Raw genomic sequence first — 26,025 nt, 5'->3', positions numbered from 1 at the left:
CGAAGCGCCCAGGGATGGGTTCACAGCGGTCCTGAAAACCCACACCCAGTGCTTTGTCGCCACCGAGCTGTCTAAGTGGGACCCCGAAACTCAGGGGCTAATAAAAATCCCACGCTTGAACAAGAATCGCAGTACCAACCACTGCAGTAAAATCACACCACAGGCAATCACCAAAATCCCTGCCGCTTCGGGCAAGGCTGAAGCAATACCACCAAACACACTCTTACTCGAATATGTCCAGTTCACCAGACTGGTACCGAGATAAACCAGAATCGCATTGCAACCAATTACCGAGAAAAAGTGGGTGAAGGCTTTCCAGTGCCATATATCCACAACCAGATAGAAAATACCCAGCAGAAGCAGGCAGCAACCGCAGGTGATCAGTACAAACGAACTGGTCCACAGTTCCTTGTTCACCGGGTAAATCCAGTGCCATAAAAATCCAACGAGCAGACAGGCCGCGGCTCCGATAAACAGCCCCTGGAGAATGGCCCCGTGATCACCCGCATTTTTGCTAAGCCAGCGGCCCGCGAAGACACCGAACAGTGCATTGGCAATCGCCGGAATGGTGGAGAGAACACCTTCCGGGTCGTAGGGGCGGTTTTGATAAGTGATGCCGGGCAGGAAGTGTTGATCCACCCAGGCGTTTACCGAGCCTTCCGGTGTGTAGTCGCCAGCAACCGCCTGCAGCAGCCAGTAACCCAAAAGAATACTCGCGGCGATCACATACTGTGTGCGAATGCCAAAGTGCCACACAATCATGGCTGCAAAGAACCAGGCGAATCCGATGCGGGCCAGAACACTGGCGTAGCGGATTTCACTGAGATCCGCCGGAATGCCCGTTCCCCAACCGTGGTTGTAAAGAACCCCCAGCAGAATCAGCAGTAAAAGCCGTTTTACTGCCTTGCGATACACCGGTGTCCGCTGGCTCATGGGCAGTCCCCGCAAAGACTTGCTGGCAAGCCCGAGGGTGACGCCGGAGAGAAAAATAAACAGCGGGAAGATCAGGTCGTAGTAGCTGAACCCATGCCATGGGGTGTGCTGCATCTGTCCATGACCGAATTGGAATATCGTCCACCCGGTAAGCGCAAACAGCGGCAGGAACAGGGCCTCGCCCCCGATGATCCAGAACATGTCGAAGCCCCGCAGGGCATCTACCGAGGCTAGTCGTTGTTTTTTATTGGTCATGATTGTTACTGCTAATCAATTTAGAGGGAGTAAGCCCAGCTTTCTGTAAGGGCCATGATAGGCCATCGGCAACGATGAAATCACGGCAGCCAGAAACGAAAAAAGCCCCGGCCGGAGCCGGGGCGAACATAGGAGCAAATCCTGTACAGGAGTTCCTATCGGTCACAACGCAGAGAGATCTTTTAAAACACTTTTCAAACAGTCCATCCTGTGAGAGTTGGCCGGCGCTGCGTCGCCGGCCGGGTAAATCCATTTAATGCTTGATCAAATCGAGCAGAGGAATTGCCAGCTGCCGTCCGCAGTGCCGGGTACCGATTGGGTCCACCATTTGGCTTCGAAGACACTGCCATCGTGGATGATTCGGTCACCGCCTGCGGCATGGTTGCTGCGCGGCCATTCTGGATAGGTCACGAGGCCAGAAGTACTGATGCTCAGGTCGGCACAGGTCTCGCTACCGCCGCCTGACGAGCTGCCACCAGAAGAACTGCCACCAGAAGAGCTACCGCCGCCGCTACTGAGTTGGACTACCGGAAGGTCCGGATATTCGAACGCCAGTGCATAGGTGGTGCCGTTGACGGTCGCGGTGTAGGCCTGCGGGCCGGATACCGGCAGGTAGTAGTTCAGGGTCATATCCCAGCTTTCACCGTCTGCCAAATCCTGCCAGGCCGGGAGGCTGAAGCGTACGCGGTGGAATTCGTTTTCCAGGCCGCCCACGTTGCCGCCGCCGGCATTGGCGCCGTCTTCAATCACTTCCAAACTGGCACCGCTCTGGTCGGTGATGATGTTGGACGTGGAGGTCGGCATGTCGAACTCGAACACGGTGCCGCCGGGCAATACACCACCGGTGTTGTTGGTGAGGTACAGCTTCGGATTCAGCGGGTAGTTCTGGTCGCCCAGTTTGAACTCGGTGACTTCGATGCTGATATCCAGTGCCTCACTAGGCACTACGCGGTCGGTGCGCAGGTGGCGATAGTCGCTGGCGTTGGCGAACTTGTCGTAAGCCAGGGTGGTGAGGGTGTCGCCCATGTAGTACTCGCCCTTGGCCGCATCCCAGTCGTAGTCGCCGGCCAGCTCCCAGAACATGATGCCGCCGACACCCTGGTCGATCACGTACTGCACCTTGGCGTCCATGGACTCTTCATCTTCGGTGGAGATGAATACGCTCTTCTGTGCGTTCCACAGCCAGGGCGCTTCGGAAACGCTGTCGTAGTTACGCACATAGGTGCCTACCAGTGCGTCGTCCGGGTCGTTGGCCGGGTCCAGGCCGTACTCGGTGATGTAGCTGCCGAGAATGCCATTTTCCAGGTTCTTGGCATGCCACATGGGGTTGGAGCCGGCGCCCATTTCGTTGCCGTTCTCGTCCAGGTCGTGCCACATGTTGTCGATGCCAATGGCGCCGTGTCCGCAGTCCGCTGCACCGCCGGTACCTTCCGGACATTCGGACTGGGAAGGCAGCGCTGCGGAGCCGCCGAGACCGTTGTCACCGCCGGATACGCCCTGCCAACCGCGGGTGTAGTAGGGGATGCCCACGTTGATACGGCCTGCGGGCATGGAGCCGCGGAAGTACTTCACCGCCCAGTCGATATTCAGGTAGCCGATGCCACCGTACTGGGAGGTGCTGTAGACGCTCGCAGCCGCCAGCTCCGGATCGTTGCCGTTGTCGAACAGCGCCGAGTTGTGGCCAACATATTCATTCCACGCGCCGTGCAGGTCGTAGGTCATGATGTTGACGTAATCCAGGTACTGGGTGATCTGCATGGTTTCCATACCGCGCAGCAGGTAGCCGGAAGAGGGGGAGGCGATGGTCAGCATGTAGTGGGTGCCGTCCTCCTGGCCCGCCTGGTCCAGCTTCTCGCGCAGTACCCGCATCAGCTCAACGTAGGATTCCATCAGCGAGCCGCGCAGTGGGTTGGCGATACCGAAGTCCATCGGATTGCCCGCGTCGTTCATGCTTGTGGGGTATTCGTAATCGATATCCACACCGTCGAAGCCGTACTGGCGAATGAAATCCACAGAGGAATTGGCGAAGGCCTCAATGCCCTGGTGGTTGATGCTGCCATCGGCATTGGTGGTCATGGTGTAGAAGCCACCATCGTTCACGCGATCGCCGTTCTCATTGAAGTGGCCACCGGTTTCGGCCCAGCCGCCCACGGAGACCAGGGTTTTCACTTCCGGGTGCTGCTCCTTGTACTTGGACAGCTGGTTGAAGTGGCCCTTGTAGGGGTAGTCCGGGTCGGTTTCCGCGCCGGCGATGCCGGGCCATTCCATGCCGGTGGCCGGGTTGCCGGGATCGTTGGTGTTGCCCACGGATACCGAATAATCGCTGGCTACATGGGCGAAGGCGTAGTTGATGTGGGTGATTTTGCCCCAGGGGATGTCTTTCACCAGGTAGCTGGGCTGGCCGTTGGCGCCGTTACGCCAGCTGGTGAAGTAACCGATGATACGGCGGGGATGATCCGCCCCCATGTCTTCGCGGCCCTCGGCATCGTAGATGTCGCAATAGTTGGGCGCGGTGCCGGGGGTGGTGTACAGGCCGTCCGGGCGACAGGGATGATCGCCGGTAGCAATCTGTTCATCCTGAACGGAAATCGCTGCTTCCGCGCTGGCTTCCAGGCCATCGTTGTCGGTGGCCACGGCGGAGAGGGTGTGGCTGCCCAAAGTGGCAGTCCAGTTGGCGCTATAGGGCGCGCTGGTGTCGGTACTGATCAGGTCGCCGTCCACATAGAAGGCGACCTGGCTGATGGTGCCGTCGCTGTCAGAGGCGCTGGCGGTAAGGGCCAGGATGTCGCCGGTGGTGTGGCTGGAGCCATTGGCGGGCGCGGTCAGGCTTACCTCTGGCGCCACTGGGCCAATCACCACGTCCTCTTCGACAGTGAACGAGACCGGCGCGGTGGTAGTACTGAGGCTGTCGTTATCGGTGATACGCGCGGTGAGGCTGGGTTGGCCGGGCACTGCGCTCCAGGTGGCCTCCCAGGGTGCCGTCGAGTCGGTGGCGACAAGCGCGCCGTCGACGAAAAATTCGACGGAAGTCACCTGGCCATCGGAATCGGTGGCGGAAACGCTGAAGACAACGCTGTCATTTTCGCTGAAAGTGGCCCCGGCGGTCGGTGCGCTAATCGAGCCCTGAGGCGGCGTCAGCGGCGGATTCACGTCGTCGCCACAGGCGCCGAGCGGTTTCCACTCCTGATACTGGCCGGAGTATTGTTCGGGGTTCTGGTTTTGGGTCCACCACTTGGCCTCGTAGGCGTTGTCGTTGTACTGGACCTGGTCCCCGCCGGAATAGGCGGGGCCCGCTTCCCAGACCGGGAGGGGGGTGCAGTCGACGGCGGCATAGCTGTGTCCTGCGGAGAGCATGGCAGCGGCCACCAGACCGAGCCTGAGCTTGTTGCTGATCATATAATGTTCACCTTGCGGCAGATTATTTTTATAGAAATACGACGCTAAACCTCGGCGCCGCTAAATGACATCGCTGTCAAAATAGCAACGGAAACTGTTTCAAGCAACACGGGAAATTTGGGAAAGAGTGATTTTGGTAGAAGGGTGCGCCAAATTCGTGCAATTTGACCTGGCTTTGCGAGCCCCGTCACAGCGCCCGCGTCACAGGATGACGCGGATTATGGGTGAAATGTGAAGAAAGCGGTGAAAGGCGACGGTCGCGTTACATATCCCAGAGGGAGTTTGTGGCCATGGACAGGGTAATACGCTCTTTGTCCTGAATGTGCTTGAGGTTTTCAAAGATCTCTTTCACCTCGGCGGACTCGATGGACCCGTAAACCGAGTGGTAAAGCTCGGAGAAGTAGCGATCCACCTCCTGCCCCAGCTTGTTGATCTCTTCGATACTCGGCTTGTCACTCAGGTACAGGTTCTTTACCAGATCGCCGGCGGACTCTTCGTTGGTGTACTGCAGCCAGGTCTGCATGACCTTCTGCTCCGCCACCGCACCGTAATTCTTGAGGTTGTTTGCCATCCGCAGCTCATGCTCGTACAGGTGCTTGAGCAACAGCTGGGTGCGGTTGTCCTGCGCATTTTCCAGTAGTTGCTGGTAGACACCGGCCATGTCCAGGTGGAATTTCTGGGCGTTTTTGAGAACTTCATGGGCCTGTTTGAACGTCTTCATCTCTGCGCCTTCTCTGTTGTTAACTCAATTATAGTTTTCTCAACGGGGCCGTCGGAGGGGAACTGGCAGGTTCCTTTAATGGTTATAGTGCATATCCGCGGGCGTTCAAGTCCTCCTTCTGGACGCCAACGCCGGTGCCTGGGTAACCCGGCAGATACAAAAAAGGCGATCCCGGGGGATCGCCTTGTGTATTTTCACGCCGTGGCTGGCGCCAGGTGGAACTGTTCCATCATGATTTGCAGGCGTTTACGCTGCATCTTCAGGCTGTATTCAAGCTCCTTCACCCGGGTGCGGATGGCGGCATTTTCCCAGGTGCTCAGCAGGCGCTCGCGCGCGTTCTCATAACGCTGTTGCTGCAATTCCTTCCACTCTGCGAGAGCGGCAGAGAAATCCTGGGACTCGCGCTCCAGCAGCTGCTTCCAGCTTTCCCGGTGCTTCGAGTGCTCGAGCTTTTGCTCCGCACGTTTGAACTGCATGGTCAGCATGGCCCGTTGGATACGGATTGCCGGCACTGTTTTCAGGTTGCGCGCCATACCCAGCCAGCTGGCAGTTTTAATCAGCCATTTGGTCGGATCCCAGTGATACCAGCGGATGCCGTTGCGGTAATCGGTCTGGAAGATATGGTGGTAGTTGTGGTAGCCCTCACCAAAGGTGAAGAACGCGAGCAGGTCGTTATCCCGCGCGGTATTTTCGTCGGTGTAAGGGCGGCGGCCCCAGATGTGGGCCAGTGAATTGATGAAGAACGTGGTGTGGTGGTTGACCACGATACGCAGCACTCCGGCCAGCAGTAACATACCGAGCACGTCACCCGTCAGCAGGCCGAGAACCAGCGGAACACCAACATTCATGGCGACGGTAATGGGCACGTAGTGGTTGTGCTGCCACATCACGATTTTGTCGCGCTGCAGGTCTTTGGCGTTGTCGAAGTCGACCTTTCCGCTGGGATAGTCACGCAGCATCCAGCCGATATGGGAAAACCAGAAACCGCGGTTGGCGGAGTAGGGGTCGTTGTCGTTGTCGTCGCAATGGCGGTGGTGGCGACGGTGACCGGAACACCAGATCAGGGCACTGTTCTGCAGCGCGGCGGCGCCAAACAGGGCAAAGAAAAGACGCAGAGACCAGTGGGCCTCATAGGTGCGGTGAGACCAGAGACGGTGGTAGCCAGCGGTAATGGAGAGGCCGCAGAAGGCGCCGAGAACCGCAAACGCCAGCCACTGGTACCAGTGGTAGCCAACCAGAACACCGTAGAGGGGGACGAGCACCAGAGCCACCAGGGCGGTACTGGCAAACAGAATGGTTGTCAGCCAGATTCGGGGGGCTTCGGGGACTGCTTTCATACTTACAACCTTGTTAGAGCCTTTCTAATTCATGTGGGCCCATTGGCGGACCCGGGTAGCGAGGTGCGCCGTCGCTGTTTGGCAGCGGTGGGTGCACGTCTTGGCTTGGCCAATGAGGATAGATGCTACCGCAGATGGGCGCTTTCGACATCCGCACAAAGGGACGAGAGCGCGCGATTTGAGAATGGTTAGTCAGTTTATCCGGTTTCGAGCGGCATAATGCGTTATTTTGGTGCAAGAGCGTGTTCGCGCGTTCGCCCTTGGGTCAAGCGCTGTCATTTTGTCGTCATAACGTCGCTATGGTTCCCTCGGAGGTGCGGAAACTTTTTGCGCCAGCGGTCTGCACTGATGAAACTTTGCGCGATTTGTGGATTTTAGACGATTTGTAGCGCGATTTTAAAAGTTGGCACACCGATTGCTATATCTACTGTGTAGGCCAATTGGCCTGCGCTCCGGGAATCCATCACGGGTTATGGCAATTGTAATAATGCGTGACTTCCCGTTTTCTCTCATCATCGCTATTTTGGGCCCCGCATTGCGGGGCCTTTTTTTATCCGCTGATAAGTGCTTCACTAGCCTTCGATGTTTCCCGAATGCTCATGGGGGCCGGCACCGCGCTGGCGCCCACGGCAGTAACGGCTCTGACGGCAAACAGTGACGGCAATAGCGTGTCGAATTCCGATCTTTCCCGACCCCAGGCGGTCCGCCTGAGCCTCGCCACCCCTGGCGAGCTGGATGGACTGCAGCCAACGCAGGCACTCACCCAGGTGCGCTACCTGCACAGCCTGCTATTGAGTGCCAATCGGGGCGTTTGGGAGTGGCACCCGGACAGTGGTGTCCAGCGTGCGACCGGCAATCTCTGGTTGCAGTTGCACCGGGACCCCGAAGCAGCCTTATCCGGCGTCTGGAGCGGTGATCTGGCCCTGGTTCACTCCGATGATCGCGATGGGCTTCTGGCGCTGCGTGCCCGGCTGTGCCAGCAGGGCACCTTTGTCGATACCACGATCCGTGCCTACGGCCGAGACGGACAGCCGGTCTGGCTGCGTTTGTGGGCACGCGCGTTTACTGCTCCCTCCGGCGCCCGTTTCTTCCTTGGTGGTTGCACCGATTACAGTGAGTCCCTCTCGTCCCGCTCTCTTTCCTATTTTTCGGGTGAGCGTTTTCACTATGCGCTGGATTCGGTGGGCGACGGCCTGTGGGAGTGGGATCTGCGCGTGGACGAAGTTGTTCTGGATGACGCCTGCTGGCGCATGCTGGGGTATTCCCGCGGCCAGAGTGAGTCGGATGCGCGCGCAGCGCTGGCGCGCTGGAAGACCCATATGGTCGAGGATGACTATCCCGATGTAAAACAGGCAATGGAAGACAACGTGCGCGAGCAACTGCCGCTGGATATCGAGTTTCGACTCAAGCACCGGGAGCGCGGGGTCGTTTGGGTGCGGTGCCGAGGCAATGTGCAACACAGCAGCGCCGGTCAGCCAATTCGGGTGCTGGGCACCTTGCAGGACATTACGGCGAGAAAAAAGAAACAGCTCAAGCTGGAAGAAGAACTGGGCAGGTTGCGGCAGGAGAGCCGGGACCGGGCGGATCTGATCTCCAGCCTCAGCCATGAGCTGCGCACGCCACTGAACGCCATTCTCGGCTACAGCCAGATGGTCGAGCTCGACCAGAGCCTGAATCCGGATCAGCGCCGGCGCCTGGCGGAAATTCGCAAAGCCGGGCAGCACCTGCTGCATCTCGTTGGCGACGTGCTGGACCTGGCCCGCATCGACAGTAATCGCTTGGCGCCGTCGATCGAGCCCGTGCAACCTGCAGCGCTGGTGGCCGACTGTCGCCAGTTACTGGAGCCCTTGGCCGAAACCCGCAAAGTGTCGCTCACCTTCGAGCCGCTGGGATGGGAGCATGCCTATGTGCTCGCGGATCCCATCCGCTTCAAGCAGGTGGTGCTGAATCTGGTGGGCAACGCGATCAAGTACAATCGCGAAAACGGACGTGTGGTGATCACCTTTTCCCCGCAGGCCGAGGGTTGGTTGCGCATGAGTGTGCTCGACACCGGCAGTGGCATCGCGGCCGGTCAGCAGGCGCATGTATTTGAGCCGTTTAACCGCCTGGGGGCAGAGCAGGGAAAAATTGAAGGTACCGGCGTTGGCCTTGCCATTGCCCGGCAGTTGACCGAAGCCATGGGTGGGCGCATCGGTTTCGACAGTGAAGAGGGGCAGGGCTCGGTATTCTGGGTTGAATTCATGATGAACGATGCCCCCTGTGAAGTGTTGCAGATGGCGGCCCGTCCCGATTACACCAGTGCGTTACCTGCCTGCCGCGTATTGTATGTCACGGCCAGGTCAGCCTGGGCGAGCCGGATGAAAGCGGTGCTGTCAGCGGCGCAACAGGTGGAGCTGCAGGTGGCAACTGATGCGATGAAAGCCATCTTTGGCGCCCGCACCGGCGCCGCCGATGTGATCGTCGTGGATGGCGAGTTGCCGGGAATATCCCTGCAGGAGTTCTCCGCGATTGTGCGCGGTGACAAGACAATCGCAGCTATACCCCTGATGGGGGTGGTTGATCAGTGCAGCGATTGCCTGGATGTCTGTGTGCCGACGAGCTACGACCTCCAGATACTGGCGGAAGGGTTGCGCTATTGCCTGTCCCTGAATGGTGAGCCTGGCAGCGGCGTTGCCACCGGGCCATCTTCCGTTCAGTGAATTCGAAGGGTGACTGAGGCAGCCTGAGTGCTCGGCTCTCAACAATAATAATTCCAGCCAAAAGGAAGTTTGGTCGATGTCCGTTCGCTTTCCTGGCGGGGTCAATCCGCCCCAGACAACTGTTGGGCTTGACGGTGCGCGAGCCAATCATTTTGCGGTGGCCTTACTGCTGCTCGTAGGCAACTTTTGCCTTGCCTATGTGTGCAAAAGGTTTCTCTCCACTGGCGATGGCATTGCCGCGATCTGGCTTGCCGATGCGCTCACCATCGCCGTGCTTTATCGTTTTCCCTACCGGGACTGGATGCTGCTGTTGCTCGCCGCTTTCGCTGGGTGCACAGCGGCTTCCTTAGCCAGTGGCCTTGAGTGGCATATCGCATTCCTGTACTCCGTGGCGGGCTTGGTCGAGTCATTGGCAGGGGCCGCACTACTGCGCTTTTTCTGTGCGGATGGCGATTTCTTTGGCAGCGTGTTGCGCTGGTTGCGGTTTCTTTTCTTCGGCGCTGTTTTGTCGACCCTGGCGGGCGCTGGTGTGGGCGCGACCATCGCAGCCCTGTTTCGCGGGCTGCCCTTCGGTGATGTTTTCCTGTTCTGGTTTTTGGCGGATACCGTCGGTATCAGTGTATTCCTGCCGTTTCTTCATTTGCTCAACTTCAGCACACGCTCGGACTGGCTTGCGCCGCGGCCGTTGGCCCGCTTGTGTTTAGTCTCCGTCGTTTCGCTGGCGTGTATCCTGGCCATCCTGTGCTTTGTGCCGTATCCGTTTGTCTTTGTTGCGCTGCCGCTGATCTGGGCAGCGTCCCGCCTGACATTGCCCCAGACCCTGTTTTTGGTGTTTACCGCAGTACTGGTGTTCCTGGTAGTGCTCATCAACGGCAGCAGTTGGTTGCCGGAACACCTGCAGGCGGTACGCAGCCCGCTGGGATTTTTGCCGCTGTATGCCGCTGTGATTCCGGCCTACGTGATGGCGGTGGCCTCGAGTGTCGAGCGCAAGCGCAGTCAGCGCATTATTGAAATGGAGAGCAGTTTCCGCGCGGCCATGAGTGCATCGCGCATTGGCATGCTGCTGGTGTCGCTGGATAACCGGATTATTCAGGCCAACCCGAGTTTTTGCCGGTTTATCGGTTACTCGGAAGCTGAACTGCGGGGTTTGGATATTCGCGAAGTCATTGCACCCGCAGAAGAGCAGGCCAATGGGCCGTTACCACAACACGGCACCGGGAACGATCGCCGGGACCCGCTGTTCAATTTCGAGCAGGGCTATATACAGGACGCCGAGTGGCGGTTTCTGTGCAAAAGCGGTGAGCGGGCGTGGGGGCACTGGTCGTGCAGTCTTGCCCGCGGAGCGAGTGATGAACCCCTGTATGCCGTGGTGCAGGTTGAGGACATCGACTGGAGAAAACGCAGTGAAGCGCAGCTGGCAAAAGCCGAGGAGCGCTGGAAGTTCTCCCTTACCGTAACCGGTCAGGTGGTGTATGACTGGGACCTCGCGACTGGAAACACCTTTTATTCCGACTGGTTGCGCAGCGGAGTTGGTATTGATGCGGAAAAGCTGGCCAGTCGGCAGGATTGGCTGGCGCGGGTGGTCGAGGAGGATCGCGACCAGCTGTTGCGCGCACAGTTGGCCCACTTCAGTGGCCAGGTAATGGATATCGAGTGTCAGTACCGGGTGCGTACGGATGCTGGTGATGAGCGCTGGATTCATGAATCGGCGCGTGTGATGGAGTGGTCTGAAGACGGGCGACCGGTGCGCCTGATCGGTATCTTGCGGGACATTACCGATAACAAGCGGATGGCGCGTTCGCTGGAAGAGGAAAAAGAGCACCTGCAGGTAACCCTGGACGCCATCGCGGATGCCGTGATCGCCACAGACAACCGCCGCCAGATCACGTTCATGAATCCGGTGGCCGAGCAGCTCACTGGCTGGACCCTCGGCGAGGTGCAAGGGCGTGATATCGACGATGTATTGCAGTTGTCCAACGGACGGGAAGGGCAACGGGTGCAGAGCCCGGTGAAGGAATGTCTGCACCATGTTATGCCGTTTGGCTCTGCGGAGAGTTCTGTGTTGCACGACCGTCACGGCAACAGCTACGACGTGAAGTGTTCCGCGTCGCCACTGCGCAGTACCAGCGGCCAGGTGCTCGGTGCCGTGTTGGTGTTTCAGGATGTAACGGAAACCCGCCGCCTGATTCGCCAGCTTCGCTACAAGGCCCACCACGACGATCTCACGCATTTGCCTAATCGTGAAGCCTTCCGGCGGGAATTGCTGGAGGCGGTTGCCTCGGTGCGCAACAGCGACCTGGTACACACCCTGGCTTACATGGATCTTGATCGCTTCAAAGTGATTAATGATAGCGCCGGCCACCAAGCGGGTGATGCGCTGCTGCGCAATGTGGCGCGCTTTCTGAAGGGCCAGTTGCGGGAGACCGATTGCGTGGCGCGGCTGGGCGGTGATGAATTCGGTATTTTGTTGCGCGACTGCAGCAAGGAACAGGGCCTTTTGCGCTGCGAACAGTTAGTGCGAAAAATTATTGCGCTGCGTTTTCCCTGGGCCGGACGGGTGTTCGATGTGGGCGCCAGTGTGGGCCTTACGGAAGTGCGCCGGGACAATAACCAGGTGGCTGATCTGATGAGTCAGGCCGATGTCGCCTGTTATTCTGCAAAGCATGCGGGGCGCGGCGTGGTCATGCTGTACGAGGCGGATAGCAGCGCGGCCGCCGATCAGCATCGCGAAATCCATATGGCCTCGCGCATTCGCGAGGCGCTCGATGAAAACCGACTGCAGCTTTTTGCGCAGCCGATCGCCGATGCTCAGGATCCAACACGGATCAGCCACCATGAGTTACTGGTGCGGATGGTGGACGTGGATGGCACACTGATTGCTCCCAGTGCATTTATTCCCGCTGCAGAGCGCTATGGTCTGATGTTGCAGATCGACCACTGGGTTATGCATGAATTTTTATGCAACAAGGCCAAGCTGGCGGCGGCCAGTGGCCTTAGTTTTGCCATGAACCTGTCTGCAGAGGCGATTGGTGACCGGGGTTTTCAGGAGAAGTTTGTTGCGTTGCTGGAGCAGGCGGAACTTCCCAGTGCACGTCTCGGAATAGAAATCACCGAAACGGCCATGATCAACCAAATGGAAAACGCCAGTGAATTTGTCACCGCCCTGCGAAGTATGGGGTGCAAGATAGCACTGGATGATTTTGGCAACGGCCTCAGTTCCTTCAATTACCTCAAGGCGTTTGCCATTGATTTCATCAAGATCGACGGGAGTTTTGTGCGGCAGGTGGAGTCGAATTTTGTCGACCTGATGATCGTGGAGTCGATTAACCAGGTCGCCCACCGATTGAATGCGCGTACCATTGCCGAATTTGTCGAAGATGTTGGCGCGGCCGACCGATTGCGGAAAATTGGTGTGGATCTGCTGCAGGGCTATCACATTGGCCGCCCAAAACCGCTGGATGAGGTGCTGGCCTCGGTTCCCGGCGGCGTTATTGCAAAGCTGCAAGCGCGCAGGGTCAGCAGTGGTAGCCAGGGAAAATTGGGCGCTATCGAAGAGGTCGAGACCGAAGTCTGAGCGGGCTTTTTGCGGCCCGCTCCGGATCGAGTGGTAGGGGCTTACTGCGGGATTTTCCCGAGATGCTTACCCACAACCTGCAGCAGGGGCTTGAAGGTTTTCGGCGTGGCACAGACCAGGTTGCCGGATTCCAGGTAGCCATTGCCACCGCGGAAGTCGCTGATTAGTCCGCCGGCCTCTTTTACCAGCAGGGATCCTGCGGCAATGTCCCAGCTGTTCAAATACATTTCCCAGAAACCGTCGAAGCGGCCCGCGGCCACATACGCCAGATCCAGTGCGGCGGCGCCGGGGCGACGGATGCCCGCGGTCTGGCCGGCCACTTCCTTCATCACCGCCAGGTAGGCATCGATATTCTCGAGGGGCTCGCCGTTGAAGGGGATGCCGGTGCCGATCAGAGCACCTTTCAGTCCCTGACGGCTGGATACGCGAATGCGGCGCCCGTTCAGGGCTGCACCGCGGCCACGGCTGGCGGTAAATTCTTCGCGCTTGATGGGGTCGAGGACTACGGCGTGCTCAATCTGGCCGCGGTAGCGGCAGGCGATGGAAATCGCGAAGTGGGGGCAGCCGTGGATAAAGTTGGTGGTGCCGTCCAGCGGATCGATGATCCACTCGTATTCCGGCTCAGCGCCTTCCTGCAGGCCGCTTTCTTCGGCCAGGATGCTGTGTTTGGGGAACGCCTTGCGCAGGTGATAGATGATCTCCTGCTCACTGGCTTTGTCCACTTCCGTCACGTAATCGTTGCGACTTTTTTCTTCAAACTTCATCAGGTCGCCGCGCTCCCAGGCGCGTTCGATCAGTTCACCGGCCTTGCGCGCCGCGCGCAGGGCAATATTCAGCATGGGTTCCATAGGAATTCCGCGATCAGTTGTGGATGTCGATGGTAAAAAGCGTTACCGGGCAGGCCGGCGGCGCGATTGTAGGGATTTCTGTGCAATTTTGCTACACTCCGCGCCCGTTTTGTAACAGGCCCTAGTGTAGCCACTCCTTGTAGTCACTCCGACCGGGTAAATCATATGGCGACTTCTCCTTCCGAAACCGCATCCAAATCGGCATCCCCGCACGCCCTTGCCGCTCTGGACAATATCCGAGTGGTGCTGGTGAATAGCGCGCACCCGGGCAATATCGGTGGCGCCGCGCGCGCCCTCAAGAACATGGGGCTGAGCCAGTTATACCTGGTGCAGCCGCGGGAATTCCCCGCCGCGAATGCGGTGTGGCGCGCCGCTGGAGCCGCCGAACTGCTGGACAGCGCGGTGGTTGTGGAAACCCTCGAAGAGGCCGTAGCGGATTGTGGACTGGTAGTCGCAACCAGCGCCCGGGAGCGCCGCATTCCCTGGCCACTGCTGACGCCGCGGGAGTGCGGCGCGCGCGCGGTGGCGGAAGCCCAGTCTCATCCTGTAGCGCTGGTGTTCGGGCGTGAAGACCGCGGCCTCACCAATGAAGAGCTGCAGGCGTGCAATTTCCACGTGCACATTCCCGCCAACCCGGAATACAGCTCTCTCAACCTCGCGACCGCGGTGCAGGTGCTGGTCTACGAGGCGCGGATGGCGGCACTGGAGGCGGAAAGAGGGGAGGCGCTGAGCTACTCCGATTGGGATAGACCGCCCGCCAAGGCCGGGGATATGGAACTCTACTACGAGCACCTGCAACTGGCACTGGGGGAGCTGGGTTTTATCGACCCGGACAATCCCCGTCAGACCATGACCCGTTTGCGTCGACTGTTCAGTCGCGTGCGTCCGGATGATATGGAGCTGGGTATCCTGCGCGGCATGCTGACCGCTATTCAGAATCACATCCATCGCGCCGGCGGCAAGGGGCGACCTGACTGATCGGTACGGTCACCGCGCATGCACGAGTCTCGTGTTCTCATGTGGGCGAGTGGAGCTGGAGAGCCGAGCTGGAGAACTGGAGAGTAGGGCGCCAAATACCCGAGTGTAATACTCGGCTATATACTTGACTGAAGTAGTTGGTTATTCCATACTCGCGCCCCGATTCAGTGGTGCTGATCGGGCTACAGAGCCCGCAGATCGGGCCCACGGGTAAGGGACTTTCCAAAAACGAGCCAAGAACCAGCCGGGAAAGAGCCAGGAGAAAGTATGCGTTTGACAACCAAAGGGCGGTACGCGGTCACAGCAATGCTGGACCTAGCGTTACACGCCGAGCGCGGACCGATCAGTCTGGCGGACATCTCCAAGCGTCAGGATATATCCCTGTCGTACCTTGAGCAGTTGTTTTCCCGATTGCGTCAGTCTGGCTTGGTGTCCAGCGTGCGCGGCCCCGGTGGTGGTTACCGTCTGGCTCGCACCACCGCAGAGATTTGCGTGGCTGAAATCATCGACGCCGTCAACGAGTCGGTGGACGCCACCAGCTGCGGTGGCAACAGCGACTGCTCCGCCGGTGAGCAGTGCCTTACCCACTACCTGTGGACAGACCTCAGTCATCAGATTCACGGCTTCCTCACGGGTATCAGCTTGGCCGATATGGTCACGCGCGCCGAGGTGCAGGAAGTGGCCCGTCGTCAGGACGGGCGCGGTGCGGCGGATGCCGCAGAGCAGGCGTTAGAGCAGAAAGTAGCGATTATTGGCGGCTTGCAGTAAGGTGCCGCCGGCCCGGTCAGGCAGGTGGGCCCGACCAATGAAACATTGAAACATTGTGCCCAATCAGCAGTATGGCGCCGGTAAGCAATCAGCGCGTGGAGAAAGAAGATTATGAAGCTTCCCATTTATCTGGATTATTCGGCCACCTGCCCGGTAGACCCGCGCGTCGCCAGTAAGATGGCGGAGCAGCTGACCATGGAGGGTAACTTCGGTAACCCTGCCTCTCGCTCCCATGTGTATGGCTGGAAAGCGGAAGAGGCCGTGGAAGACGCCCGTCGCCACGTGGCGGAGCTGATCAACGCTGACCCTCGCGAGATCGTTTGGACCAGCGGTGCCACCGAGTCTGACAACCTTGCCATTAAAGGTGCTGCGCACTTTTACCAGGGCCGTGGCAAGCACATCATTACCTCCAAGATTGAGCACAAAGCGGTACTCGATGCCTGCCGGCAGCTGGAGCGCGAAGGGTTCGAGGTGACCTACCTGAACCCGAAGGAAGACGGCATTGTCTATCCGGAGCAAGTGGCGGAAGCCATGCGCGAAGACACCATTCTGGTCAGCCTGATGCACGTGAACAACGAGATTGGCGTGATCAACGATATCGCGGCCATCGGTGAGCTGTGCCGCGAGCGCAAGATCATCTTTCACGTGGACGCCGCCCAGAGCCCCGGCAAGATCGATATCGACCTGGCGGAAATGAAAGTAGACCTGATGTCGTTCTCCGCCCACAAAATTTATGGCCCCAAAGGCATCGGCGCCCTGTATGTGCGCCGCAAGCCGCGTGTGCGCCTCGAAGCCCAGATGCACGGTGGCGGTCACGAGCGCGGCATGCGCTCCGGTACTCTGCCTACCCACCAGATTGTGGGCATGGGTGAAGCCTTCCGTATCGCCAAGGAAGAAATGGCGGAAGAAGCCAAGCGCCTGCTGGCCCTGCGCGATCGCTTCTGGAGCCAGATTTCCGATATGGAAGAAGTGCATATCAACGGTTCTGTTGAGCAGCGTGTACCCGGCAACCTGAATGTCAGCTTTGCGTTCGTGGAAGGCGAGAGCCTGATCATGTCGCTGAAAGACCTGGCAATTTCCTCTGGTTCCGCCTGTACCTCCGCGAGCCTCGAGCCCAGCTATGTGCTGCGTGCCCTGGGTGTGAATGACGAGCTTGCCCACAGCTCCCTGCGATTCAGTTTTGGCCGGTTTACCACGGAACAGGACGTGGATACTGCGGCCAAAGAAGTAAGGCAGGCGGTCGAAAAACTGCGTGAACTGTCTCCGCTCTGGGATATGTATAAGGATGGTGTAGACCTGAGCACCATCGAGTGGGCAGCGCATTAAAGCGACTGCGCGAGCCTCTGGCGGCCACCACCAGCCGCACGCTCGCAACGCTTTAATGAAGTTGAAGTGCGAATTTGAGAATATTTGAGAGGGTATAGTCATGGCCTATAGCGATAAAGTAATTGACCACTATGAACACCCGCGCAACGTTGGTCGCCTCGACGACAATGCGGACAACGTGGGTACCGGTATGGTCGGCGCGCCGGCCTGTGGCGACGTAATGCGCCTGCAGATCCAGGTAAATGAAAGCGGCATCATCGAAGATGCCAAGTTCAAAACCTACGGCTGTGGCTCTGCCATTGCATCGAGCTCCCTGCTGACCGAGTGGGTCAAAGGCAAGAGCCTGGACGAGGCCGCGCAGATCAAGAACACCGAAATCGCCGAAGAGCTGGCATTGCCGCCGGTGAAAATTCACTGCTCCGTGCTCGCGGAAGATGCGATCAAGGCCGCGGTGAAGAATATCCGCGAAAAGCGCGGTGAAACCTCTGAAGAAGCGGCAGGCTGAGTCCGCGGCTCGGCCCCAGTGATTATCGGTAAGGAGTAGCAACCGACATGGCAATTACCATGACCGAAGCAGCTCAGGCCCATGTCGCCAAGCAACTGGCGAGCCGGGGGAAGGGCATCGGTATTCGCGTCGGCGTAAAGACCGCCGGCTGCTCAGGTATGGCCTATGTCCTCGAATTTGTGGACGAGGCTGCGCCAGAAGATACTGTATTTGAAGGCGATGGCGTGAAGCTGGTGGTAGACCCCAAGAGTCTCGCCTACCTCGACGGCACCGAGCTGGATTTTGTGAAGGAAGGGCTGAACGAGGGCTTTGCCTTCAAAAATCCCAACGTGAAGAATGAGTGCGGCTGCGGCGAGAGCTTCCACGTTTAAACGTGAGCGATCAGGCAGCAGAAGGCCGGATGCCTGGTGCATGCCGGCCTTTTTGTTATCGGTTTTGTGATCGGTGCCGCTTTGTTTCCGGCCACTTGAGATGTCTTCCTGCGACGGAGCGCTCTCGTAGTACGCGACCTTTTTGGAACTGCACCATGGAACTGCAACAGAATTACTTTGAAATCTTCGGCTTGCCCGTGGCTTATGAAGTGGATCGGCAGGCGCTGTCAAAGCGATACCGCGAGCTGCAGCAGGAATTTCATCCGGACCGTTTCGCCGCAAAATCGGAACGGGAACAGATGCTGTCTATGCAGTATGCGGCGCAGATCAATGAAGCGAACAATACCCTGAAAGACCCGGTGGCCCGTGCGGCCTACCTGCTGCAGCTGGCCGGTGTTGAAATCAGCCCGGAGCAGACCACCGCCGACGGCGAATTTCTGATGCAGCAGATGTTGTTGCGCGAACGCCTGGAAGACGTGCGTGGCGCCGCCGATCCCGAGGTGGAGCTGGAGTCGCTGGAGCGTGAAGCGTCCCAGCTGTTTACCGCACAGGAATCTGCGTTTTCCGCTGCCCTGGATGCCGGTGCGCTGGAGGCCGCCAAAGGCGCGTTGCTGAAACTCCAGTTTCTCGCCAAGCTGCAGCGGCAGATTGAAGAGCTCGAAGAAGATTTGCTGGACTGAAGCGAATTTATTGTTGGACCAACATTTTCACAGAACGATATGGCATTACTGCAGATTTCCGAACCCGGCCAAACCCCTGAGCCCCACCAGCGCAAGCGCGCGGTGGGAATCGACCTCGGCACCACCAACTCGCTGGTAGCGACCGTACGCAGTGGCACAGCGGAATCGCTGCCCGCCGAAGACGGTCGGGTAATCCTGCCCTCTGCGGTGCGCTACACCGAAAGTGGCGTCGAGGTGGGTTACGGTGCGCGTGCGGCGGCCGGTGAGGACCCCTACAACACCCTGATTTCGGTCAAGCGATTCATGGGGCGCGGTCTGGCAGACATCAAGAGCTTCGGAGATCAGCTGCCGTACCACTTTGCCGAAGACGATGGCGGCATGCCGGCAATTGAAACCGTTGCCGGCGCGGTCAACCCGGTGCAGGTATCCGCGGAGATTCTCAAGGTACTGGCCAAGCGCGGTGCTGCGTCCCTCGGTGGGCCGCTGGATGGTGCGGTAATTACGGTGCCTGCCTATTTTGATGAGGCCCAGCGTCAGGCCACCAAAGATGCGGCAAGGCTCGCGGGCCTCAAAGTGTTGCGCCTACTCAACGAGCCCACCGCCGCGGCGGTGGCTTACGGTCTCGACAAGCCTGAAGAGGGCAACGACGCGACCGACAAAACCATCGCCGTTTACGACCTCGGTGGCGGTACCTTTGATATCTCCATTCTGCGCCTGTCCAAGGGCGTGTTCGAAGTGCTCTCCACCGGCGGCGACAGTGCCCTCGGTGGCGACGATTTCGACCGCGCCGTGGCCGAGTGGATCGCGCTGGAAGCGGGGCTGGGTACCGACCACGATGCGTCTACCCAGCGCAAGTTGCTGAATATTGCCTGCGCCGCCAAAGAGGCGTTGGCAAGCGAGGCAGCGGTAGCGGTCAATTACGGTAGCTGGTCGGCGGAACTGAGCCGCGACAAGCTTGCCGAGCTGCTGGATCCGCTGATTGCCAAAACCCTCCGCGCCTGCAAGCGTGCCCTGCGCGATGCGGACCTGTCCGCCGAAGATATTGCCGAAGTAGTGCTGGTAGGCGGCTCGACGCGCACCCTGCGCGTGCGCGAAACAGTGCGGGAATTTTTTGGTCGTGAACCCCATGCGGACATCGATCCGGATCAGGTGGTCGCCATTGGCGCGGCCCTGCAGGCGGATGTGCTGGTGGGTAACAAGTCCCGCGAAGACCTGCTGCTGCTGGATGTGATTCCCCTGTCGCTGGGCATCGAGACCATGGGTGGCCTCACCGAAAAACTGATCCATCGCAATACCACCATTCCGGTGGCCAAGGCACAGGAGTTCACCACCTTCAAGGACGGCCAGACGGCCATGGCCATTCACGTGGTGCAGGGCGAGCGGGAGCTGGTGCAGGACTGCCGCTCACTGGCGCGCTTCGAGCTGCGCGGCATTCCGCCGATGGTGGCTGGCGCGGCGCATATTCGCGTAACCTTCCAGGTGGATGCGGACGGCCTGCTGTCGGTGACTGCAATGGAGAAGAGCAGTGGTGTACAGGCAGAGATCACCGTCAAGCCGTCCTACGGACTGGGGGATGCCGACATCACCCGCATGCTGCAGGACTCCTATGCCAATGCCGAAGAGGACATCACCGCGCGCGCCCTGCGCGAGGCCCAGGTAGAGGCGGAGCGGACCCTGGAGGCCATGCTGGTGGCGCTGAACGAAGACGGCGCCGAGCTGCTGACGGAGGGCGAGCTGGGTGCGCTGGAGCGTGCAATGCAGGCACTGCGCCTGGCCCACAATGGCGGCACCCCGGAAGAAATTCGCAGCCGTATTGACGAGCTGAACACGCTGTCTGAGCCTTACGCCGCGCGCCGCATGGACAAGTCCATCAAACGCGCCATGCAAGGCCACAGCCTGGATGAATTCGACAAGCCCTGAGGGGCCATTCGACAAGCCCCGCGGGGCAATGCGACAAGCCCTGCGGGGCGCTTAAGACCGAGAGTTGAGAAGATGCCTAAGATAGTTTTCCTGCCCCACGAAGAATTGTGTCCGGAAGGCAAAGTGATCGAAGTGGAGCCGGGTGTCACCGTGTGCGATGCGGCACTGCAGCATGGCGTAGAGATCGAGCACGCCTGTGAGAAGTCCTGCGCCTGTACCACCTGCCATGTGATTGTGCGCGAGGGGTTCGATTCCCTCGGGGAACCGGACGAGCTGGAAGAAGACCTGCTGGACAAGGCCTGGGGCCTGGAGCCCGAATCGCGCCTGTCGTGCCAGGCGGTGGTAGACAAGGAAGACCTAGTGGTCGAGATTCCCAAGTACACCATCAACCAGGTTTCCGAGCGCCACTGAGCGGCCCCGGTTTTTCGGTACAACACCTATTCAGCGCCACCTAATCAGCACCCAGTGAGGGCAACAACATGAAGTGGACGGACATTCACGATATTGCCATTGAGCTCTGCGATCGCCATCCGGACGTGGACCCGCTGCAGGTCAATTTCGTCGACCTGCGCCAGTGGGTGATGGATCTGCCGGAGTTTGACGATGACCCGGATCGCTGCGGCGAGAAGATTCTGGAGGCCATTCAGGCGGCCTGGATCGAAGAGAACGAATAGTCGCATTCTCAGTGCGAACTTCACTAGTACAAACTTCACTCGACTATGCGTATAATCCGCGCTCCGCGACCTGCATTGGTTAATTAATCATCAGTTCGCCCGTTGAGAGAATTCAGGGAAGAGCAACTCCGGTTGCTCTTTTCGTATCTGAAAGAAACACAATTTTTTAAAACGTTAGCAATGGAGAAAACCATGGCCCTGGAACGCACCCTGTCCATCATCAAGCCGGACGCCGTAGCCAAGAATGTGATCGGCGAAATCGAGAGCCGCTTCGAGAAAGCCGGTCTGCGCATCGTTGCCATGAAAATGGTTCAGCTGTCTCAGGAAAAGGCTGAAGGCTTCTACGCCGAGCACAAAGAGCGTCCTTTCTTCAAGGATCTGGTTGAATTCATGACTTCCGGCCCGGTTGTTGTACAGGTTCTGGAAGGCGAAAACGCCATCCTGGCCAACCGCGACCTGATGGGCGCTACCAACCCGAAAGAAGCCGACGCCGGCACCATCCGCGCTGACTTTGCCGACAGCATCGACGCCAACGCGGTACACGGCTCTGACTCTGCCGCTTCCGCCGAGCGCGAAGTGAGCTATTTCTTCTCTGACGAAGAAATCTGCGCACGTTAATTGCTGCTGTCTCGCAATAGACGACGTGGGAGTCCGCCCGGCGGGCTCCTGCAGCGTAACCCCTATTCGCACCCCCGGTGCAAGGTGAACCTATGACCGACGTACAAACCGTACAGGCCGAAACCCATCAAGCGGAAAAAGTGAACCTGCTGGGCCTGTCTGTGGACAAGCTCGCGGACTTTTTTGCTGGTTTGGGCGAAAAGCGCTTCCGTGCGGTGCAGGTACTGAAGTGGATTCACCAGAACGGCGTGGACGATTTCGAGCAAATGACCAATGTCAGCAAGGCCATGCGTGCCAAGCTGGCGGAAATTGCCGAAGTGCGCGCCCCCAAGGTCCTCGAGCAGATGGACTCTGCCGATGGCACCCGCAAGTGGCTGATCGAAGTCGCCGGCGGCAATGTGATCGAGACCGTGTATATCCCCGATGGTGACCGCGGCACCCTGTGTGTGTCCTCCCAGGTGGGCTGCTCGCTGGATTGCAGCTTCTGCGCCACCGGCAAGCAGGGCTTTAACCGCGACCTGACCGCCGCCGAGATCATCGGCCAGGTGTGGATTGCGTGTAAGTCGTTCGGGCAGTTACAGCCCAACGGGCCGCGCAAGGTGACCAACGTGGTGATGATGGGCATGGGCGAGCCCCTGCTCAATTTCGACAACGTGGTCGATGCCATGAACCTGATGATGGAAGACAATGCCTACGGTATCTCCAAGCGTCGGGTAACCCTGAGTACTTCCGGTGTGGTGCCGGCACTGGATCGCCTGGCTGAGGTGACCGATGTGAGCCTGGCCATCTCCCTGCACGCGCCCAACGACGCGCTGCGCAACGAGCTGGTGCCGATTAACAAGAAGTACCCCATCGCCATGCTGCTCGACAGTGCCAAGCGCTATATCGAGAACATGCCGGATAATCATCGCAAGATGACCATCGAGTACACCATGATCCGGGAAGTGAACGACCGCCCGGAACACGCAGAACAGCTGGCCGAGCTGCTGCGCGATGTGCCGGTGAAGATAAATCTGATACCCTTCAATCCGTTTGACCTGTCCGACTATCAGCGGGTCAGCAATAACGCTTTGCGACGTTTTCAACAGATTTTGTTGGACAAAGGCTATACCGTAACCGTGCGTACCACCCGTGGGGATGATATCGCCGCGGCCTGTGGCCAGCTGGCCGGCCAGGTGAATGACCGCACACGCCGCTCCGAGCGCTATCGCAACGCCGAGCGCCCGGTGAGGATCGTCAGCCCCCAGGCTTAACTCTTGCACCGCCGAAGGGATCCGGCGTGCGCTGGTAGTACGCACCCGATAACTACAAGGTGAGGCTCGTGTTAGCAAAAATTTCCAATCCGGTAGCCATTGCCGGGTTACTCGTATCCCTGCTGCTTGCTGGCTGTGTGACCACTGGCCCCGGTGGCAAGCAGGTCGATCTCGACAAGGCCCGCGAAACCCATATTCAGCTTGGTTTGCGCTATCTGCAGAGCGGTGGCGACAACCGCGAGATGGCCCGTCACCATTTCCAGCAAGCCCTCGAACTTGGCAAGAAGGACCCGCGCGCGCACCACGGCCTCGCGCTCCTGTATCAGGCCGATGGCGAGCTGCCGGTGGCGGAGTCGCACTTTAAAAAGGCGCTGCGCTACGACCGCAATTTCTCCATGGCGCGGGTGAACTACGGCGTGTTCCTGTACCAGCAAGAGCGCTACGAAGACGCGAAAGAGCAGTTCCTGATTGCCTCGGAAGACCTGACCTACAACCGCCGTTCCTACGCCCTGGCCAACCTCGGCCGCGCGGAGTTGCGCTTGCACGAACTGGAAGGCGCCGAGCGCGCATTCAAGAAATCCCTGGCGCTGAGCAGAGACCTGCCGGTAGCACTGTTGGAGCTGGCTGAGCTGAAGTTTGAGCAGCAGGATTACGCGCAGGCGAAGCAGTATCTGGATCGCTACAGCGAGAAAAATCGCCAGGTCCCGCAATCCCTGTGGCTGGGGATTCGCATTGAAAAAATCTTCGGGAATCGGGACAAGGAAAGAAGTTACGCCCTGGCACTGAAAAACCTCTTTCCCTATTCAGCGGAAACGCTGAAGTACCAGCAGACGATGGCCGAAAATGAGCAGTAATACTTCGACCCCCGAACAGGCGCAAACCCCAGAGGCAGAGGTAGAGGCGCAGGCCGCGACCCTCGGCGAGCAGCTGCGCGCTGCCCGCGAGCAGGCCGGCCTGACCGCAGACGAGCTGGCGCGCCGCCTGTGTATGACCGCAGACAAACTTGAGGCACTGGAACAGGATGCGCTGGAGCGCTTCCCGGGCAGCACCTACGTGCGCGGTTATATCCGTAATATTTGCAAAGAGCTGGGCGCAGACGAGACGCCGGTGCTGGCGGCCTTCGCCAGACAGGCACCGGCGGAAGCGCCACGTGCGGCCGTGGTCCCCAAGGGTCCGGTGATGGGTGGCGACGCGGTGGCCGGCGGTGGTTCCGGTTTCGGTCCCTTGCTGCTGGTGGTCGCGATGGCCGCGGCCGGTGGTTACTGGTGGATGGGGCAGCAGGGCACATCAGCAGTGCCAGCGGAGGCCGATCTCGCGGCCGCCGCGCCATCCGATACGACGCCTGCGGGCCAGGATTTCGCGGTTGCCGCCGCGCCGAGTCCCGACGTAGAAATGGCCGAGGACTTTGCGCCGGAAACCGACGCCCAGCTGGCCGACTCCCTCGGTGATGACGCAGAGTCTGCAGGCCGGGAGCCCGAGCCAGCAGAGCAGGCGCAGCTGGTGCAAGCACCCCAGTCCGTTGAGGATGCTGTGCCGCAGCCAGCGGCGGTGGAGCCAGTACCGGCACCCGAGGAAGTACAGGTTTCCCAAGACGCACAGCTGGTTCAGGAAGTGCCGGCTGCAATCCCCGCACAAACCTCGGCAATCGCGCTGTCGTTCAGCGAGGAATCCTGGATAGAAGTGACCGATGCGGCAGGCAACAAGCTGCTGGCCACCCTGCAGCCGGCGGGCTCCGAGGTGGAGCTCAAGGGTGAGGCGCCGTTCAGCCTGATGCTGGGCAACGCTGCGGCCACCACCGTCCGCTATGCGGGCGAGGTAGTGGATAGCGCGCCCCTCGGTAACCGTCGCACCCGCAAGCTGACCGTGGGCGGCTAACCAGGCACCATGCCTTGGGTCGGGTACTGCTGAATCCCCGTGCATGTGCGCCTGCCGCACGCGCACGAGATTTCGGCGGTGCCCTGTAGCTTTGCGCCCAATCTATCTATAATCCCCCCCAATTTTTGGTCATCGTCTTTCTTGCTCAAAAGCCAATGCAGGTGCTGTTTATGCAATTCGAGTCACCCATAGTTCGCCGCGTATCGCGCCAGATCATGGTGGGCAATGTGCCAGTGGGTGGCGGCGCACCGATTTCGGTGCAGAGCATGACCAATACCGAGACCTGCGATGTGGCCGCCACCGTGGGGCAGATCCAGCGGCTGGAAAGCGCCGGTGCGGACATCGTGCGCGTATCGGTCCCCTCGATGGAGGCGGCCGAGGCCTTCGGTGAGATCAAGAAGCAGGTGAACGTACCGTTGGTGGCGGACATCCACTTTGACTACCGCATCGCCCTGCGTGTGGCCGACCTGGGTGTCGATTGCCTGCGCATCAACCCGGGCAATATTGGCCGTGAGAAGCGCATTCGCGCGGTGGTCGACAAGGCGCGGGACCTGAATATCCCGATCCGCATTGGGGTCAACGCCGGCTCCCTGGAAAAAGACCTGCAGAAAAAATACGGTGAGCCCACCCCGGATGCGCTGGTGGAGTCCGCTCTGCGCCATGTGGATATTCTCGACAGCCTGAACTTTCAGGACTTCAAGGTGAGCGTAAAGGCCTCGGACATCTTTATGGCCACCGCCGCCTACCGCAAGCTGGCCAGCCAGATTGAGCAGCCGCTGCACCTAGGGATTACCGAGGCGGGCGGCCTGCGCGCCGGTACCGTGAAATCGGCGATTGGTCTCGGTGCGCTGCTGCTGGACGGCATCGGTGACACCCTGCGGGTATCCCTCGCCGCCGACCCGGTGGAAGAAGTAAAAGTCGGCTGGGACCTGCTGAAGAGCCTGCGCCTGCGTACCAAGGGCATCAACTTTATTGCCTGTCCCAGCTGCTCTCGCCAGAACTTCGACGTGGTGAAAACCATGAACGAACTGGAAACCCGCTTGGAAGACATCACCACGCCGCTGGATGTGGCGGTGATCGGTTGTATCGTCAACGGCCCGGGTGAGGCGAAAGAGGCGGATATCGGTCTCGCCGGCGGCACCCCGAGCCACGCCATTTATGTGGATGGCAAGCCAGACCGCAAGTTCACCAATGACCACCTGGTGGATGACCTGGAAAAACTGATTCGCGAAAAGGCCGCGGCCAAGGCGGCGCAGGAAGCCAGCATCATCGCCAAAGAAACCATCGATTGAGT

Annotated in this window: 21 protein-coding genes; 16 read left to right on the top strand and 5 right to left on the bottom strand. The window is 59.4% G+C overall.

Annotated features, from left to right (window positions below; all coding sequences use genetic code 11):
* Positions 1–90: 90 nt before the first annotated feature.
* From nagX to AU182_RS13780, 4 genes are all read right to left on the bottom strand, one after another.
* Complete coding sequence (nagX, locus tag AU182_RS13795) at positions 91–1,188, bottom strand: transmembrane glucosamine N-acetyltransferase NagX (RefSeq protein ID WP_066966362.1); 1,098 nt, start codon at positions 1,186–1,188, stop codon at positions 91–93.
* 264 nt (positions 1,189–1,452) lie between these two features.
* Entirely contained in the window at positions 1,453–4,584 is a 3,132-nt protein-coding gene (locus tag AU182_RS13790) for a glycosyl hydrolase family 18 protein (protein ID WP_066966359.1), read from the bottom strand.
* Positions 4,585–4,846: 262 nt separating this feature from the next.
* Positions 4,847–5,305 carry a hypothetical protein gene (locus AU182_RS13785; protein ID WP_066966356.1) on the bottom strand — a complete coding sequence of 153 codons (459 nt, stop codon included), beginning with the start codon at positions 5,303–5,305 and terminating at the stop codon, positions 4,847–4,849.
* 194 nt (positions 5,306–5,499) lie between these two features.
* Positions 5,500–6,642: a fatty acid desaturase gene (locus tag AU182_RS13780; protein WP_066966353.1), complete on the bottom strand. Its 1,143-nt coding sequence runs from the start codon at positions 6,640–6,642 to the stop codon at positions 5,500–5,502.
* A gap of 599 nt (positions 6,643–7,241) precedes the next feature.
* On the opposite strand from AU182_RS13780, the gene AU182_RS13775 reads away from it, so the two are divergent.
* Entirely contained in the window at positions 7,242–9,341 is a 2,100-nt protein-coding gene (locus AU182_RS13775) for an ATP-binding protein (RefSeq protein WP_082859522.1), read from the top strand.
* A 76-nt stretch (positions 9,342–9,417) separates the two neighbouring features.
* Entirely contained in the window at positions 9,418–12,915 is a 3,498-nt protein-coding gene (locus tag AU182_RS13770) for an EAL domain-containing protein (protein ID WP_066966350.1), read from the top strand.
* A 41-nt stretch (positions 12,916–12,956) separates the two neighbouring features.
* On the opposite strand, the gene AU182_RS13765 is transcribed toward AU182_RS13770, so the two are convergent.
* Positions 12,957–13,763 (bottom strand): inositol monophosphatase family protein, encoded by an 807-nt coding sequence (locus AU182_RS13765; RefSeq protein ID WP_066966347.1) that lies wholly within the window; start codon positions 13,761–13,763, stop codon positions 12,957–12,959.
* Between the two features lie 165 nt (positions 13,764–13,928).
* Between AU182_RS13765 and trmJ the strand changes: the two genes are divergently transcribed.
* From trmJ to ispG, 14 genes are all read left to right on the top strand, one after another.
* Positions 13,929–14,741 carry a tRNA (cytosine(32)/uridine(32)-2'-O)-methyltransferase TrmJ gene (trmJ, locus tag AU182_RS13760; RefSeq protein ID WP_227718273.1) on the top strand — a complete coding sequence of 271 codons (813 nt, stop codon included), beginning with the start codon at positions 13,929–13,931 and terminating at the stop codon, positions 14,739–14,741.
* A gap of 267 nt (positions 14,742–15,008) precedes the next feature.
* A complete protein-coding gene (gene iscR / locus AU182_RS13755) occupies positions 15,009–15,509 on the top strand; it encodes a Fe-S cluster assembly transcriptional regulator IscR (protein WP_066966344.1) in 501 nt (166 codons plus the stop codon).
* 111 nt (positions 15,510–15,620) lie between these two features.
* A complete protein-coding gene (locus tag AU182_RS13750; RefSeq protein ID WP_066966341.1) occupies positions 15,621–16,835 on the top strand; it encodes an IscS subfamily cysteine desulfurase in 1,215 nt (404 codons plus the stop codon).
* Between the two features lie 100 nt (positions 16,836–16,935).
* On the top strand, positions 16,936–17,340 hold the full coding sequence (gene iscU, locus AU182_RS13745) for a Fe-S cluster assembly scaffold IscU (protein WP_066966339.1): 405 nt from the start codon (positions 16,936–16,938) through the stop codon (positions 17,338–17,340).
* 47 nt (positions 17,341–17,387) lie between these two features.
* Positions 17,388–17,711, top strand: coding sequence for an iron-sulfur cluster assembly protein IscA (iscA, locus tag AU182_RS13740; protein ID WP_066966336.1), 324 nt, complete (start codon positions 17,388–17,390; stop codon positions 17,709–17,711).
* Positions 17,712–17,866: 155 nt separating this feature from the next.
* On the top strand, positions 17,867–18,391 hold the full coding sequence (gene hscB, locus AU182_RS13735) for a co-chaperone HscB (protein WP_066966333.1): 525 nt from the start codon (positions 17,867–17,869) through the stop codon (positions 18,389–18,391).
* 39 nt (positions 18,392–18,430) lie between these two features.
* The gene (gene hscA / locus AU182_RS13730; protein ID WP_066966330.1) at positions 18,431–20,311 is read left to right on the top strand and encodes a Fe-S protein assembly chaperone HscA; all 1,881 of its coding nucleotides are present in this window, start codon (positions 18,431–18,433) and stop codon (positions 20,309–20,311) included.
* A gap of 72 nt (positions 20,312–20,383) precedes the next feature.
* On the top strand, positions 20,384–20,722 hold the full coding sequence (gene fdx / locus AU182_RS13725) for an ISC system 2Fe-2S type ferredoxin (protein WP_066966327.1): 339 nt from the start codon (positions 20,384–20,386) through the stop codon (positions 20,720–20,722).
* A gap of 68 nt (positions 20,723–20,790) precedes the next feature.
* Complete coding sequence (gene iscX / locus AU182_RS13720) at positions 20,791–20,985, top strand: Fe-S cluster assembly protein IscX (RefSeq protein WP_066966323.1); 195 nt, start codon at positions 20,791–20,793, stop codon at positions 20,983–20,985.
* A gap of 192 nt (positions 20,986–21,177) precedes the next feature.
* On the top strand, positions 21,178–21,603 hold the full coding sequence (ndk, locus tag AU182_RS13715; RefSeq protein ID WP_066968158.1) for a nucleoside-diphosphate kinase: 426 nt from the start codon (positions 21,178–21,180) through the stop codon (positions 21,601–21,603).
* Positions 21,604–21,695: 92 nt separating this feature from the next.
* Positions 21,696–22,856: a 23S rRNA (adenine(2503)-C(2))-methyltransferase RlmN gene (gene rlmN, locus AU182_RS13710; RefSeq protein WP_066966320.1), complete on the top strand. Its 1,161-nt coding sequence runs from the start codon at positions 21,696–21,698 to the stop codon at positions 22,854–22,856.
* A gap of 68 nt (positions 22,857–22,924) precedes the next feature.
* A complete protein-coding gene (gene pilW / locus AU182_RS13705) occupies positions 22,925–23,710 on the top strand; it encodes a type IV pilus biogenesis/stability protein PilW (protein ID WP_082859447.1) in 786 nt (261 codons plus the stop codon).
* Positions 23,700–24,731: a RodZ domain-containing protein gene (locus tag AU182_RS13700; RefSeq protein ID WP_066966314.1), complete on the top strand. Its 1,032-nt coding sequence runs from the start codon at positions 23,700–23,702 to the stop codon at positions 24,729–24,731. The genes pilW and AU182_RS13700 overlap by 11 nt, the downstream gene beginning before the upstream one ends.
* Positions 24,732–24,901: 170 nt before the next feature.
* A complete protein-coding gene (gene ispG / locus AU182_RS13695; RefSeq protein ID WP_066968155.1) occupies positions 24,902–26,023 on the top strand; it encodes a flavodoxin-dependent (E)-4-hydroxy-3-methylbut-2-enyl-diphosphate synthase in 1,122 nt (373 codons plus the stop codon).
* Positions 26,024–26,025: the final 2 nt, after the last annotated feature.

This window comes from Microbulbifer sp. Q7 (genome assembly GCF_001639145.1).
Classification (GTDB): Bacteria; Pseudomonadota; Gammaproteobacteria; order Pseudomonadales; family Cellvibrionaceae; genus Microbulbifer.
The sequence above is the reverse complement of the archived record's forward strand: the minus strand, read 5'-3'. Positions and strand labels throughout refer to the sequence as shown.

What these genes read in the sequence shown, in the direction of transcription:
- nagX (WP_066966362.1), bottom strand. Translation starts at nt 1,188, where the DNA reads ATGACCAATAAAAAACAACGACTAGCCTCGGTAGATGCCCTGCGGGGC.
- AU182_RS13790 (WP_066966359.1), bottom strand. Translation starts at nt 4,584, where the DNA reads ATGATCAGCAACAAGCTCAGGCTCGGTCTGGTGGCCGCTGCCATGCTC.
- AU182_RS13785 (WP_066966356.1), bottom strand. Translation starts at nt 5,305, where the DNA reads ATGAAGACGTTCAAACAGGCCCATGAAGTTCTCAAAAACGCCCAGAAA.
- AU182_RS13780 (WP_066966353.1), bottom strand. Translation starts at nt 6,642, where the DNA reads ATGAAAGCAGTCCCCGAAGCCCCCCGAATCTGGCTGACAACCATTCTG.
- AU182_RS13775 (WP_082859522.1), top strand. Translation starts at nt 7,242, where the DNA reads ATGGGGGCCGGCACCGCGCTGGCGCCCACGGCAGTAACGGCTCTGACG.
- AU182_RS13770 (WP_066966350.1), top strand. Translation starts at nt 9,418, where the DNA reads ATGTCCGTTCGCTTTCCTGGCGGGGTCAATCCGCCCCAGACAACTGTT.
- AU182_RS13765 (WP_066966347.1), bottom strand. Translation starts at nt 13,763, where the DNA reads ATGGAACCCATGCTGAATATTGCCCTGCGCGCGGCGCGCAAGGCCGGT.
- trmJ (WP_227718273.1), top strand. Translation starts at nt 13,929, where the DNA reads ATGGCGACTTCTCCTTCCGAAACCGCATCCAAATCGGCATCCCCGCAC.
- iscR (WP_066966344.1), top strand. Translation starts at nt 15,009, where the DNA reads ATGCGTTTGACAACCAAAGGGCGGTACGCGGTCACAGCAATGCTGGAC.
- AU182_RS13750 (WP_066966341.1), top strand. Translation starts at nt 15,621, where the DNA reads ATGAAGCTTCCCATTTATCTGGATTATTCGGCCACCTGCCCGGTAGAC.
- iscU (WP_066966339.1), top strand. Translation starts at nt 16,936, where the DNA reads ATGGCCTATAGCGATAAAGTAATTGACCACTATGAACACCCGCGCAAC.
- iscA (WP_066966336.1), top strand. Translation starts at nt 17,388, where the DNA reads ATGGCAATTACCATGACCGAAGCAGCTCAGGCCCATGTCGCCAAGCAA.
- hscB (WP_066966333.1), top strand. Translation starts at nt 17,867, where the DNA reads ATGGAACTGCAACAGAATTACTTTGAAATCTTCGGCTTGCCCGTGGCT.
- hscA (WP_066966330.1), top strand. Translation starts at nt 18,431, where the DNA reads ATGGCATTACTGCAGATTTCCGAACCCGGCCAAACCCCTGAGCCCCAC.
- fdx (WP_066966327.1), top strand. Translation starts at nt 20,384, where the DNA reads ATGCCTAAGATAGTTTTCCTGCCCCACGAAGAATTGTGTCCGGAAGGC.
- iscX (WP_066966323.1), top strand. Translation starts at nt 20,791, where the DNA reads ATGAAGTGGACGGACATTCACGATATTGCCATTGAGCTCTGCGATCGC.
- ndk (WP_066968158.1), top strand. Translation starts at nt 21,178, where the DNA reads ATGGCCCTGGAACGCACCCTGTCCATCATCAAGCCGGACGCCGTAGCC.
- rlmN (WP_066966320.1), top strand. Translation starts at nt 21,696, where the DNA reads ATGACCGACGTACAAACCGTACAGGCCGAAACCCATCAAGCGGAAAAA.
- AU182_RS13700 (WP_066966314.1), top strand. Translation starts at nt 23,700, where the DNA reads ATGAGCAGTAATACTTCGACCCCCGAACAGGCGCAAACCCCAGAGGCA.
- ispG (WP_066968155.1), top strand. Translation starts at nt 24,902, where the DNA reads ATGCAATTCGAGTCACCCATAGTTCGCCGCGTATCGCGCCAGATCATG.